Source organism: Stenotrophomonas sp. TWI273 (genome assembly GCF_039674765.1).
In the GTDB taxonomy this organism is placed as follows: Bacteria; Pseudomonadota; Gammaproteobacteria; order Xanthomonadales; family Xanthomonadaceae; genus Stenotrophomonas.
This window is the reverse complement of record NZ_JBDJOA010000004.1, coordinates 304,138-316,535: the sequence shown is the minus strand read 5'-3', so window position 1 is coordinate 316,535 and position 12,398 is coordinate 304,138. Positions and strand designations below refer to the sequence as shown.

Annotated in this window: 10 protein-coding genes; 8 read left to right on the top strand and 2 right to left on the bottom strand. The window is 69.0% G+C overall.

What is annotated here, in order from left to right; all coding sequences use genetic code 11:
* Window positions 1-29: 29 nt before the first annotated feature.
* Together ABE571_RS07915 and ABE571_RS07910 are read right to left on the bottom strand one after the other, a co-directional pair.
* Window positions 30-2,849, bottom strand: a complete 2,820-nt coding sequence (locus tag ABE571_RS07915) for a glycoside hydrolase family 3 C-terminal domain-containing protein (protein WP_346462549.1) — start codon at window positions 2,847-2,849, stop codon at window positions 30-32.
* Window positions 2,850-3,116: 267 nt separating this feature from the next.
* Window positions 3,117-3,560 (bottom strand): helix-turn-helix domain-containing protein, encoded by a 444-nt coding sequence (locus ABE571_RS07910; protein ID WP_313212390.1) that lies wholly within the window; start codon window positions 3,558-3,560, stop codon window positions 3,117-3,119.
* A 75-nt stretch (window positions 3,561-3,635) separates the two neighbouring features.
* On the opposite strand from ABE571_RS07910, the gene ABE571_RS07905 reads away from it, so the two are divergent.
* From ABE571_RS07905 to ABE571_RS07870, 8 genes are all read left to right on the top strand, one after another.
* Window positions 3,636-4,982, top strand: a complete 1,347-nt coding sequence (locus ABE571_RS07905) for an MFS transporter (protein WP_346493507.1) — start codon at window positions 3,636-3,638, stop codon at window positions 4,980-4,982.
* Window positions 4,904-5,338, top strand: a complete 435-nt coding sequence (locus tag ABE571_RS07900) for a VOC family protein (RefSeq protein ID WP_346493506.1) — start codon at window positions 4,904-4,906, stop codon at window positions 5,336-5,338. Before ABE571_RS07905 ends, ABE571_RS07900 begins: the two co-directional genes overlap by 79 nt.
* Window positions 5,339-5,594: 256 nt before the next feature.
* Window positions 5,595-6,212 (top strand): translesion DNA synthesis-associated protein ImuA, encoded by a 618-nt coding sequence (gene imuA / locus ABE571_RS07895; RefSeq protein WP_088433373.1) that lies wholly within the window; start codon window positions 5,595-5,597, stop codon window positions 6,210-6,212.
* 9 nt (window positions 6,213-6,221) lie between these two features.
* Complete coding sequence (locus ABE571_RS07890) at window positions 6,222-7,637, top strand: DNA polymerase Y family protein (RefSeq protein WP_313212387.1); 1,416 nt, start codon at window positions 6,222-6,224, stop codon at window positions 7,635-7,637.
* Entirely contained in the window at window positions 7,634-10,735 is a 3,102-nt protein-coding gene (locus ABE571_RS07885; protein WP_346493505.1) for an error-prone DNA polymerase, read from the top strand. The genes ABE571_RS07890 and ABE571_RS07885 overlap by 4 nt, the downstream gene beginning before the upstream one ends.
* A 111-nt stretch (window positions 10,736-10,846) precedes the next feature.
* Window positions 10,847-11,353 (top strand): hypothetical protein, encoded by a 507-nt coding sequence (locus ABE571_RS07880; RefSeq protein ID WP_070470806.1) that lies wholly within the window; start codon window positions 10,847-10,849, stop codon window positions 11,351-11,353.
* A 111-nt stretch (window positions 11,354-11,464) separates the two neighbouring features.
* Window positions 11,465-12,232: a YggS family pyridoxal phosphate-dependent enzyme gene (locus ABE571_RS07875; RefSeq protein WP_070470808.1), complete on the top strand. Its 768-nt coding sequence runs from the start codon at window positions 11,465-11,467 to the stop codon at window positions 12,230-12,232.
* Window positions 12,229-12,351 carry a hypothetical protein gene (locus ABE571_RS07870; RefSeq protein WP_302476400.1) on the top strand — a complete coding sequence of 41 codons (123 nt, stop codon included), beginning with the start codon at window positions 12,229-12,231 and terminating at the stop codon, window positions 12,349-12,351. Before ABE571_RS07875 ends, ABE571_RS07870 begins: the two co-directional genes overlap by 4 nt.
* Window positions 12,352-12,398: the final 47 nt, after the last annotated feature.

Here is a 12,398-nt window from a genome sequence, read left to right as displayed (position 1 = left end):
CGTGGGTCGGTACCGGCGCGTTCGTCAGCTCAGCGGACGACCTGCTCGGCCAGCTCCAGCGGCACGCGCTGCACCGGTGCATTGGCCGCGCGCGAGAGCTGCACTTCGTACTGCCCACCGGCGATCTTCCACTGCTTGGCGGCGGTATCGAAGCTGGCCAGCGTCTTCGGCTCGGCTTCGATGCGGATCCGGCGGCTTTCGCCCGGCTGCAGCGTCACCTTCTGGAAGCCGATCAGGCGGATCGGGGTGGTGCTGCCCTGCGGCAGCTGCAGGTACAGCTGCGGCACATCCGCACCGGCGACCTTGCCGGTGTTGCGCACGTCCACGCTGGCGACCACACGCTGGCCTTCCACGACCACCTGCAGGTTGTCGTAGCCGAAGCTGGTGTAGGACAGGCCATGGCCGAACGCGTACTGCGGGGTCAGGCCCTTGGCGGCGAACCACTTGTAGCCGACGTTGGCGCCTTCGATGTCGTAATCGATGGTGTCATCCGGCTTGTTCTTCGGGTTGAAGCCCAGGCCATTGACGTGCGGGCGCGGCAGCTGGCTGACATCGGTCGGCCAGGTCACCGGCAGGCGACCGGACGGATTGACCTTGCCGGTCAGCAGCGCGGCGATGCCTTCACCGCCCCGGATGCCCGGGTACCAGGCCTGCAGGATGGCCGGCACCTGCTGCAGCCACGGCAGCTCGACCGGACCATTGGTTTCCAGCACCACCACGGTCTTCGGGTTGGCCTTGGCCACACCGGCGATCAGCTTGTCCTGGTTGTCCGGCAGCTGCATGTGCGGCAGATCGACCGATTCGGCCGACCACTGCGTGGCGAACACGATGGCCACATCGGCGGCTGCGGCAGCGCGCGCGGCGGCGGCCACATCGCGGCCATCCACGTAATCGATGCGGGCATCCGGACGCTCGGCGCGCAGCGCTTCCAGCGGCGAGGACGGGTGGAAGATCACCGGGCCCGGCCAGGTGGTCGGCATCACGCCCGGCACCGCATTGGTGCCCCGCGCGGTCCAACCCACCATCGAAGAACCGCCGCCGCCGATCACGCCCTTGTCGGCATGGCCACCGATGATGACGATGCGCTGCACGTCCTTGCCCAGCGGCAGCAGATCATCGGCATTGCGCAGCAGCACGCTGCCTTCTTCAACGGTACGCTGCGCGGCGTGGAAGCCGGCCTCATCGTCGATCGGCTCATGCACCGGCGGCAGATCGAAATTGCCGTGCGCGAACATGGTGCGCAGGATGCGGCCGACCATGTCGTCCAGGCGCGCCTGCGGCACCACGCCACCGGCCACGGCCAGGCGCAGCGGTTCGTCGAAATAGACCGCCTTGTCGAACACTTCACCGGCCGACTGCTGGTCCAGGCCGGCCAGCGCCGCCTTGGAGCCGCTGTGCACGCCACCCCAGTCGGACATCACGAAACCGGGGAACTTCCATTCCTGCTTGAGCACCTCGTTCATGAGGTAATCGTGTTCGCAGCCGTAGGTGCCGTTGATGCGGTTGTACGAGCACATCGCCGAACCGGGCTTGCCGATGTCCATGGCGATCTCGAACGCCAGCAGGTCCGATTCGCGCATCGCCTGCTCGCCGATCTCGGCACTGTGGAAATTGCGCGAGGTCTCCATGTCGTTGAGCGCGAAGTGCTTCATCGTGGAGATGACGTGCTGGCTCTGCACGCCGCGGATCGACTCACCGACCAGCACACCGGCCAGCAGGGGATCTTCACCGGCGTATTCGAAATTGCGGCCATTGCGCGGATCGCGCTGCAGGTTGACGCTGCCGGCCAACAGGATGTTGAAGCGCTGCTGCCAGGCTTCGCGACCCATGGTGGCACCGCCAGCGAAGGCGATATCCGGGTTCCAGCTGGAGGCCGTGGACGGGCCGGACGGCATCGCGGTGGCGTGGTCGCCCTTGCGCAGGCCGCCCGGATTGGTCACGCCAACACCGGCATCGGCCGACTGCTGCGCCGGAATGCCCAGACGCGGGACGCCCGGCACGAAACCGGCCGAACCCACCGCGCCCTCCGGCAGCGGACCGCCATCCTTGCCCAGCCCGAAGTAGCTGTGCAGCATCTGGAACTTCTCATCCACGGTCATCTGCGCAACCAGGGCCTTGGCGCGAGCATCGGCGTTCAGGCCGGTGTCCATCCACGGCGTGTCGCCACCGACCGGCGCGGCATAGCCCAGGGTCAGCAGCGTGGCGGCGGTGGTGCCCTTCTTGCCGTCATGGGTGCGCAGCTTGATCGCCGCCGACGTGGCCGACTGGAAGCCATCGCTGAAGTAGCTTTCATTGGCTTCCAGCGCGACACGCGAAGGATCGAAGCCCGCGGTGGTGGCCGCATCGGCGCTGACCGCGCCCAGCAGCACGGCCGGCGCGCCCAGGCGCGAACCGGTGACCAGCGGCGGCAGTGCCGCGGCATCGGCGGCGCTGGTGTACAGCGCGACCACGTGGCGGCCATCGTTGAGGCGCAGGTAGTTCAGCGACGGCTGCTCGGTGCCCGATTCGGCCTCGATCGGCAGGCGGGTGAGCACGACACTGCCGGTCTGCTGCGCGGCGGCCGGATCGGCGGTCACGAAACGATAGTGATAACCCAGCGCATCGGCCAGGCCCTGCAGTGGGTCCACGCGGTCCGCGCGGCGCTCCACGTTGCGCACGGTCACTGCATCGACCTGCAGCTGCTCCAGCTGCGCGGCGACCACGGCGGCGTCCAGGTCACCCGGGGTCTGTTCCAGGGTCAGCACGGTGAACGCGTCGGTGGTGGCGGCCGGGGCAGCAGCCCAGGCGGAAGCGCTCAGCGAGAGCGCGATGGCGGCCGTCAGGGCCAGGGGCTTTGAAATCGTTTTCATGAGCGGACGAAACACCTTTGCTTGCGCAATAAATCCAGGGAGTCTTGCCGCAGAAGGGTGCAGCGCCATGTCGGCGGGAACCACGCGCGGGCGCGCGGAACCGTTTACAACGCAAGGCGATGACGGCTACGTCCAGGCCCCTCCGCCCGTCGTGACAGCCGCACCACCCGGGAGCCCGTGACCGGCGCCCCACCCGGAAGAGTGGGCGAGCGTGTTCATGCCTGTCAACAGGATGCTTACATTTGAGACACCGCAACCCGCGCGAAATCAGGGTGACAGGGGCTTCATCACCCGGGTGTCGGCGCCCTCAACCACCTGCCCACGCTGGTCGCGCGGCTGCATCGGCGCCAACGGCAGCCCATCGCTGTCGGCTTGCAGCACCGAGCGTGGCTCGCCGGGCGCGAACAGGAAGGCCTCGCCCCATTGGCGCAGCGCCACCACCAGCGGGAACAGCGCGCGACCGCGCTCGGTGAGCACATATTCCTGATAGCTGCGGCCTTCGCCCAGCGGCTGCTGCGTCAGCACGTCCGCCTCCAGCAAGGCCTGCAGGCGCTGGCTGAGCATGCTGCGCGACATCCCCAGGCGGCGCTGGAAATCGCTGAAGCGGCGCACCCCGTCGAAGGCCTCGCGCACGATCAGCAGCGACCAACGGTCACCGACCAGATCCAGCGCGCGCCCCACCGGGCAGGGGGTAGTGGCATCGGTTGTCATGTGCGGCCTCCTTTCGAGGTTTCATTTTAGAACCACATACTCCAGAATCAACTGGTTCTGTTTTGAGACTGCATCATGCCGCTCCCTGCCTCCGCCTCGCGTGCGTCCACCTCCCCGCTCCCCTCCGCCCTGCTGATGCTGTTCGCCTGCGCCGCCGGTTTGAGCGTGGCCAATGTCTATTACGCCCAGCCCTTGCTGGATGCCTTGGCCGCCGATCTCCAGATCAGCACGTCCCGCATCGGCGCGGTGATCGCCGCCACCCAGCTGGGGTCGGTGGCGGCGCTGCTCTGGGTGGTGCCACTGGGTGACCGCGTGGACCGCCGCCGCCTGATCGCGATCCAGACCATTGGCCTGGTGCTGGCCCTGCTGGCCGTCGCGCTGGCGGCACAGGCCTGGAGCCTGCTGCTGGGCATGCTGGCGGTGGGCCTGCTCGGCACCGCGATGACCCAGGGGTTGATCGCCTATGCCGCCGCCGCTGCAGGCGTGCACGAGCGCGGCCGCGTGGTTGGTGCCGCACAGGCGGGCGTGGTGGTCGGGTTGTTGTTGGCACGCGTCGTGGCCGGCGCAGTCGCCGATCTGGGCGGATGGCGGGCGGTGTACCTGCTCTCGGCGGCGCTGATGGTGGTGACGGGCGCGCTGTTGTGGGCGCGTCTGCCACGGCTGCCGGCCTCGACTGCATCCACCGCACGCACCGGGTTGATCGCCTTGCTGCGGCAACAGCCCGTGCTGCGCCAGCGCGGCGTGCTGGGCCTGCTGCTGTTCACCGTGTTCGGCCTGTTCTGGAGCAGCATGAGCCTGCCGCTGGGCGCGCCGCCGTATGCCCTCAGCCACACCGCCATCGGCGCCTTCGCGCTGGTCGGGCTGCTGGGTGCGTTGGCGGCGGCACGCAGTGGGCACTGGAGTGACCGGGGCCATGCCGGGCGGGTCACCACCGGCGCCCTGTGGCTGATGCTGCTGAGCTGGCTGCCGACCGCCGCGATGTCCCACCACCTGGGCTGGCTGGTGCTCGGCGTGCTGCTGCTGGATCTGGCGGTGCAGGCGCTGCACGTGACCAACCAGAGTCGGATTCTGGCCGCAGCCCCGCACGCGCAGGCGCAGGTGATCGCCGCCTACATGCTGTTCTACGCTGCCGGCAGTGGGCTGGGGGCGCTGGCCGGCAGTGCGTTGTATGCCGCGTTCGGCTGGCCCGGGGTCTGCATGGCGGGTACCAGTGTGTCGCTGCTCGCGCTGGTGGTGTGGTGGGCGATGCCGGGTTATCACGCCATCACCGGTGGTCATGAGCCCTGCCCGGTTCCGGGCGGATCGCGGCTCGATAATGACCGCTCACGTCCCGGAGCCGCCGCATGCCCCCACACCGCCACTTCGATCAACTCTGGCGCGACCGCAACGACACCTCCCGGCAACGCAGCCCGCGGGTGCTGATCCGGGTGTTCGTCGGCCCGGGCGAACTGGAAGCACGGGTGGCGTTCTACGAGCAGTTGCAGGGCGTGGTCGCCGATGCGGGCTTTCCGTTCCCCGAGGCCGGCCTGCGCCTGGCGATGGTCGGGGCATTCCTGCTGATCGAGGGCGCGCCGGACAAGCTGGCTCCGTTCACCACCACCACCGGCACGCTGCTGGTGGATGACGTGCAGCCCTATTACGACCGGCTGGTGGCGGCCGGGGCGCAGATCATCTTTCCACTGCAGGTCGTGCCCACCGGCGCGGCCTTCAACGCCGTGCATCCGGACGGCACCGTGGTCGAGTACGTGCACCACCGGCCCGATCCGCAGGGGCGCTGAGTAGATCCTCGCCATGCGTGGATGCCCTCCATCACGCGCGTGGCCATCCCATCTGGCGCGCTGCCATTCCGCTCTCCTGAAGCATTCATCACCCTCAACCGGTTCGGAATCCGGCCGCCGAATTCGTTAGCATTTTTACTAATTGCGGGTAGGATTGTCGGTCTCAGCCTTTGACACGCGTGCTGCCGATACTCGCCGCCATGCCCTTGTTTCCTGCCCGTTTCCGCCTGCTCCAGCCCTGCCGGGAGGCCCGCTGATGGGCGCCGTGCTGGCCCTGGACCGGCTGCTGGAAACCCGCCGGGTCTGGCGGGGGCAGCCGCGTGCGGCCTTCCCCGAGGTGGCCCCGCACCCGACCGGCCACCCGGCGCTGGATGCCCGACTGCCCGGCGGTGGCTGGCCGCCCTCGGCGCTGTCGGAGGTGCTGCTGGCCTCGCCCGGGGTCGGTGAGCTGGCCTTGGTCTGGCCGACGCTGGCGCGGCTGAGCCAGCAACAGCAGACCGTGGTGCTGATCGCCCCGCCGCACCTGCCGCATGCCCCGGCCTGGGCCCGCGCCGGGCTGGCACTGAACCAGGTGCAGGTGGTCCAGGCCAGCCCGCGCGATGCCTTGTGGGCCGCCGAGCAATGCCTGCGCTCGGCCGCATGTGCGGCGGTGCTGTGCTGGCCGCAGCAGGCCGATGACCGCGCGCTGCGCCGGCTGCAGGTGGCGGCCGAAACCGGCCAGTGCCTGGGGTTTTCCTTCCGGGATGCCCGGCATGCGCGCAACCCCTCCCCGGCCGCGCTGCGCCTGCAGCTCGACGATGGCCAGGTGCGGGTGCTCAAGTGCCGCGGCGGGCTGGCACCGGCGCAGCCGCTGCCGCTGGCCGTGGCTCATTGAGCCGCCGCCGTGGACTGGGCCTGCCTGCTGCTGCCGCACCTGGCGCTGGATGCCGCCCTGCGCCAGCAACCGGACCCGGCTGCGCCGCTGGTGCTGGTCACCGGCCCGGCGCAGCGACGCGTGCTGCATGCGGTCAGTCCCTCGGCCCGGCAGCTCGGGCTGCGCCGCGGCATGCTGCTCTCAGCTGCGCAGGTGCTCACCCGCGACATGCTCACCGTGGAGTACGACCCGCGCGCCGAACAGGCCACCCGCCAGCTGTTGGCCAGTTGGCTGTACGGCATCAGCTCGCAGGTCAGCCTGGATTTCCCGCACGCGCTGGCACTGGAAATCCGGGCCAGCCGCGCGCTGTTTGGTGATTGGCCGAAGGTCGAGCAGCGGTTGACCCGTGGCCTGACCGAACTGGGTTTCCGCCACCGGCTGGTGGCCGCACCGAATCCGCATGCCGCCAGCGTGCTGGCCCGCGTGCATGGCCGGCTCGGCGTGGGTGCGCACCAGGTGGAGGCGGCGCTGGCCCAGGTGCCGATCGAACGCAGCGGGTTGCCGGCCGAGGCGGTCACGGTGCTGGCGCGCTCGGGGTTGCGCACGCTGGGCGCGGCGTTCGGCCTGCCGCGCGAGAGCCTGGCCCGGCGCTTCCCGCCGCAGGTGCTGGCGCACCTGGATGCGCTGCGCGGGATCAGCACGCCGCCGCTGCGCTATTTCCAGCCGCCGGACCGCTTCGATGCGCGCATCGAGTTCGAGTACGAGGTCGAGTCCACCCAGGCCATGCTGTTCCCGTTGCGGCGCCTGACCGCCGATCTGGCCGCATTCCTGTGCTCGCGCGATGGCGGCGTGCTGCAGTTCGATCTGTGGTTCGAGCACGAACACCACCCCGATACGCGCCTCTCGATCGGCCTGCTCGCGCCCGAGCGCGAACCGGCGATGCTGTTCGAACTGGCCCGCAACCGTGTGGATCATCTGCAGTTGCCAGCGGGCAGCCGCGGCCTGCGCCTGCAGGCCGAGCAACTGCCGCCGTTCGTCCCGGCCGCACGCGATCTGTTCGACCCGCGCCCGCAGCAGGCGATGCCGTGGGAGCAGCTGCGCGAGCGTCTTCGCGCCCGGCTCGGCGATGACGCTGTGCAGGGGCTGGGGCTGCGTGCCGACCATCGGCCCGAACGCGCGACCGGTGACGCCCAGGGCGCGCCCAAGCCCCCGCCCCCGGTGCTGCCGATGCGCCCGGGCTGGCTGCTGGCCCAGCCGCAGGCGCTGCAGGATCCGCACCTGCGCATCCTGTCTGGGCCGGAGCGGATCGAATCGGGCTGGTGGGATGCCGGCGACATCCGCCGCGACTATTACGTCATCGAAACGCCGCAAGGCCAGCGCGGCTGGGCGTATACCGCCGCCGATGCACGCAGCGGACCGTTCATGCTGCACGGCTGGTTCGCATGAGCGCACCGCTGCCCGGATACGCCGAGCTGCATTGCCTGTCGGCCTTCAGTTTCCAGCGCGGCGCGTCCATCGCCGAGGAGTTGTTCGCGCGTGCCAAGGGCCAGGGCTACCACGCGCTGGCGATCACCGATGAGTGCTCGCTGGCCGGTATCGTGCGCGCCTGGCAGGCTGCGAAGAAGCACGCACTGCCCCTGATCACCGGTGCCGAATTCCGGCTGGAGGACGGCCCGAAACTGGTGCTGCTGTGCACCGACCAGGGCAGCTACGCCGCGCTGTGCCAGTTGATCACGACCTGCCGCCGGCGCGCGCCCAAGGGCGAGTACCGCTGCCTGCGCAGCGACATCGAACCGCTGCACGCCGGCCTGCTGTGCCTGTGGGCAGACCCTGCCCCGGGCATCGAGGATGCGCAGTGGCTGCAAGCCTGCTTTCCGCAGCGGCTGTGGCTGGCCGTTGAACTGCACCGCGAGGCCGATGATCGCGCGCGCCTGCAGCGCCTGCGTCGTTTCGGCCGCGACCAGGGCATTCCACTGGTGGCCAGCGGCGATGTGCACATGCACGTGCGCCGCCGCCGCGCGCTGCAGGACACCCTCACCGCAATCCGCCACCACTGCACGCTCGGCGAGGCAGGCTGGCGGTTGTTCCCCAACGGCGAGCGTCACCTGCGCACCCGCCAGGCCCTGGCCACGCTGTACCCGCCCGAGCTGCTGGCCGAGACCCTGCGCATCGCCGAGCGCTGCCACTTCGATCTCAAGCAACTGAAGTACACCTACCCGCGCGAACTGGTACCGGCCGGCCACGACCCGGCCAGCTGGCTGCGGGTGCTGGTGGAAGAAGGCATGCAATGGCGTTGGCCCGCGGGCGAGACGCCCCAGCAGCGCCACCAGATCGAACACGAACTGGCGCTGATCCACACCAAGCAGTACGAGTCGTACTTCCTGACCGTGCACGACATCGTGCGCTTCGCGCGCCGGCAGCAGATCCTCTGCCAGGGCCGTGGCTCGGCCGCCAATTCCTCGGTGTGCTACGTACTGGGCGTGACCGAGATCGACCCCAGCGAGATGGAGCTGCTGTTCGAGCGCTTCATTTCCGCCGAACGCGACGAGCCGCCGGATATCGACATCGACTTCGAACACGAACGCCGCGAGGAAGTGCTGCAGTACGTGTTCAACCGCTACGGCCGCGAACGCGCCGCCTTGACTGCCGTGGCGATCAGCTACCGGGGCCGCAGCGCGGTACGCGATGTGGCGCGGGTGCTTGGCCTGCCGCCGGACCAGGTCAACGAACTGGCCGCCTGCCTGGACCGCTGGAGCAGCCATGAGCCGCTGCCGGAGGCCTTGCGTGAGCGCGGTTTCGATCCGGAGACCCCGCTGATGCGGCGGGTGGTGGCGCTGACCAGTGAACTGGTCGATTTTCCACGCCACCTGTCCCAGCACCCCGGCGGCTTCGTGATCTCCGAACACCCCCTGTCCACGATGGTGCCGGTGGAAAACGCGGCCATGGCCAACCGCACGGTGATCCAGTGGGACAAGGACGACCTGGATGTCACCGGCCTGATGAAGGTCGACTGCCTGGCGCTGGGCATGCTCACCGCGGTACGCAAATGCCTGGCGATGCTGGAAGCGCATGGCGGACCGACGATGACCATGGCGAAGATTCCGCAGGGCGATGAGCCCACCTACGACATGATCTGCCGCGCCGACACCCTGGGCGTGTTCCAGATCGAGTCCCGCGCCCAGATGGCGATGCTGCCGCGCATGCAGCCGCGCTGTTTCTACGACCTGGTGATCGAAGTGGCGATCGTGCGCCCCGGCCCGATCCAGGGCGACATGGTCCACCCGTATCTGAACCGACGGAAGAAGCTCAAGGAAGAAGGCATCGAAGAGATCGACTACCCACCCGCGCTGGAGAAGGTCTTCAAACGCACCCTGGGCGTGCCGCTGTTCCAGGAACAGGTGATGCAGCTGGCGGTCGCCGCCGCCGGCTTCAGCCCCGGCCAGGCTGACGCACTGCGCCGCTCGATGGCCGCCTGGAAGCGCCACGGTGGGCTGGAGCCGCACCGCGACAAACTGCTCGCCGGCATGGCCGCCAACGGCTACAGCCGCGAATACGGTGAGCGCCTGTTCGAGCAGATCAAGGGCTTCGGCAGTTATGGCTTCCCGGAAAGCCACGCGGCCAGCTTCGCGCTGATCACCTATGTCAGCTGCTGGCTCAAGTGCCATCACCCCTCCGCATTCGCCGCCAGCCTGATCAACAGCCAGCCGCTGGGGTTCTATACCCCGGACCAGATCCTGCAGGACGCGCGCCGTCATGGCGTGCCAGTGCTGCCGGTGGATGTGCGCTATAGCGACTGGGACTGCACGCTGGTGCCGCCCACCTCGCCAGGCCGGCCATTTGGCATCCGGCTGGGGCTGCGCCTGGTCGATGGCTTCAGCGAGGCGGTCGCCACCGGCGTGGTGCAGGCGCGCCACCGTTCGCCCTTTGAGAGCGTGGCCGACCTGAGCCAGCGCGCACAGCTGGACCGTCGCCACCAGGGCCTGCTGGCCGATGCCGGTGCACTCAAGGGCCTGAGCGGCCATCGCCATCGCGCGCGCTGGGACGTCTCCGGCGTGGAAAAGCCGCTGCCGCTGTTCGACATGGCCCGCGCCACCGCCGAAGCCGCCGTCGCGCTGCCGCTGCCCAGCGCGTTCGAGGACATGCAGGCCGATTACAACACCACCGGCACCACGCTGGGCCGGCACATGGTCTCCTTCATCCGCAGCCAGCTGCGCCAGCGCCGCTGCCACCGCTCCGACGAACTGGCCGCCCTGCCGCACGGGCGCAGCGTGCGGTTTGCCGGGCTGGTACGCATGCGCCAGCGCCCGCAGACTGCCAGCGGGGTCACCTTCCTCACCCTGGAAGACGAATGCGGCATGGTCAATGCAGTGGTCTGGCGCAAAATCGCCGACCGCCAGCATCGCGTGCTGGTTGAAGCGCAACTGATGCAGATCGACGGCCGGCTCGAGCGCGTGGACGGCGTGCAGCACCTGATCGTCCGCCAGATGCACAACATCGACACCCTGATCGACGGCGTGCGTACCCACAGCCGCGATTTCCGCTGAGCCATCCCGTGACCAACCTCACGCTCTGAATGTAATCCCAGACTTTTCCGACTGGTGCCGTGAAGGGCGTATCCGGTATGGTCGCAGCCTTCCAAGGATCCGGAGAACCCCATGTCGCGCGCGCTGACCGTCACCACGCTGGTCGTTTCCAGCCTCGCCCTGATCGTTTCCGGTTGGACCGCGCTGCGCCTGCACCAGAGCCAGTCCGAGGAGCGTGTCATCACCGCCCGTGGCGTGGTGATCCGCGATGCCAGTGGCCAGGCGCGGGTGATTCTCGGCGCCCCCGTCCCCGATCCGCTCACCAAGGGCATCACCCAGGGGCCGCGTGCGTCACCGCTGTCAGGCCTGATCCTGCTGGGCGCCGATGGCTCCGAGCGTGGCGGCTACGGCACCGCCGATGTCGGCGACGAGGCCATCCTCACCTTGGACGATGCCACCGGCACCACCGAGGTATTCAAGGTCACCGCCAACCCGGATCGCGGCGCCACCCTGGTCGTCAAACACCAGAACAGCACCGGCGCGATGCTGACCTCCTGGCAGGGCAAACCGGAACTGATCTTCCTCAACGACGACGAACAGACGCACTACGTCAGCCCGAACGCCGCCGCCGCGCCCTGACATCGGCGGGCGGTGATTTTCGGGTAGCGCTATGACAACCTGTCCGTTGTTACGGGACCGCCCTGCTGGCGCGCCGACGCGCCGCAGCCGTCCCCGCTTCCGGAGCTCCCCATGCCCATCGCTGCCCCCACCTGGCCCCAGGCCACCACTGTCGACGAGATCCGCCACAACCTGGCGATGGTCCGCGAACGCATCGCCCGCGCCTGCGCACTGGCCGGCCGCGACCCGGCCGGCGTGCGCCTGCTGCCGGTCAGCAAGACCGTCGATGAGGCCCGCCTGCGCCTGGCGTGGGAGGCCGGCTGCCATGAGCTGGGCGAGAACAAGGTGCAGGAAGCCCAGCGCAAGGCGGCGGCGATGGCCGACCTGCCCGGCCTGCGCTGGTCGGTGATCGGCCACCTGCAGACCAACAAGGCACGTGACGTCGCACGCTTCGCCAGCGAGTTCCAGGCGCTGGACAGCCTGCGCGTGGCACAGGCGCTGGATCAGCGGCTGGAACTGGAGCAGCGCACGCTGGATGTGTTCGTGCAGGTCAACACCTCGGGCGAAGACAGCAAGTACGGCCTGGACCCGATCGAGGTCGCCGACTTCGTGCAGCAGTTGCCAGCGTTTCCGAATCTGCATGTGCGCGGGTTGATGACCCTGGCGGTGTTCTCCCCGGATCCGGAACAGGTGCGCCCGTGCTTTGCGCGCCTGCGCGAACTGCGCGACCGGCTGCGCCCCACCCTGCCGACGGGCATCAGCCTGGAGGAGCTCTCCATGGGCATGTCAGGTGATGTCGAGATCGCCATCGAAGAAGGCGCGACCGTGGTGCGCGTGGGCCAGGCCATCTTCGGCGCGCGTTCGACGCCGGACAGTGTTTACTGGCCGACCCCGACATGAGCGGCTATCGCCTGCAATCGCAGCAGGCGGTCGGTGAGCAGCGGCGGCTGCACAGTGGTCCGGATGGACTGAAGGTGCTGAGCAGCGAGGCGGTTTATCGGGATATCCCTGCGCCATGAACGGGCGCACCCCGGATTCACTTCAGCGCACCCATCGCACGCCGATG

What these genes read in the sequence shown, in the direction of transcription:
- imuA (WP_088433373.1), top strand. Translation starts at nt 5,595, where the DNA reads ATGGGCGCCGTGCTGGCCCTGGACCGGCTGCTGGAAACCCGCCGGGTC.
- ABE571_RS07915 (WP_346462549.1), bottom strand. Translation starts at nt 2,849, where the DNA reads ATGAAAACGATTTCAAAGCCCCTGGCCCTGACGGCCGCCATCGCGCTC.
- ABE571_RS07870 (WP_302476400.1), top strand. Translation starts at nt 12,229, where the DNA reads ATGAGCGGCTATCGCCTGCAATCGCAGCAGGCGGTCGGTGAGCAGCGG.
- ABE571_RS07900 (WP_346493506.1), top strand. Translation starts at nt 4,904, where the DNA reads ATGCCCCCACACCGCCACTTCGATCAACTCTGGCGCGACCGCAACGAC.
- ABE571_RS07885 (WP_346493505.1), top strand. Translation starts at nt 7,634, where the DNA reads ATGAGCGCACCGCTGCCCGGATACGCCGAGCTGCATTGCCTGTCGGCC.
- ABE571_RS07875 (WP_070470808.1), top strand. Translation starts at nt 11,465, where the DNA reads ATGCCCATCGCTGCCCCCACCTGGCCCCAGGCCACCACTGTCGACGAG.
- ABE571_RS07910 (WP_313212390.1), bottom strand. Translation starts at nt 3,560, where the DNA reads ATGACAACCGATGCCACTACCCCCTGCCCGGTGGGGCGCGCGCTGGAT.
- ABE571_RS07880 (WP_070470806.1), top strand. Translation starts at nt 10,847, where the DNA reads ATGTCGCGCGCGCTGACCGTCACCACGCTGGTCGTTTCCAGCCTCGCC.
- ABE571_RS07905 (WP_346493507.1), top strand. Translation starts at nt 3,636, where the DNA reads ATGCCGCTCCCTGCCTCCGCCTCGCGTGCGTCCACCTCCCCGCTCCCC.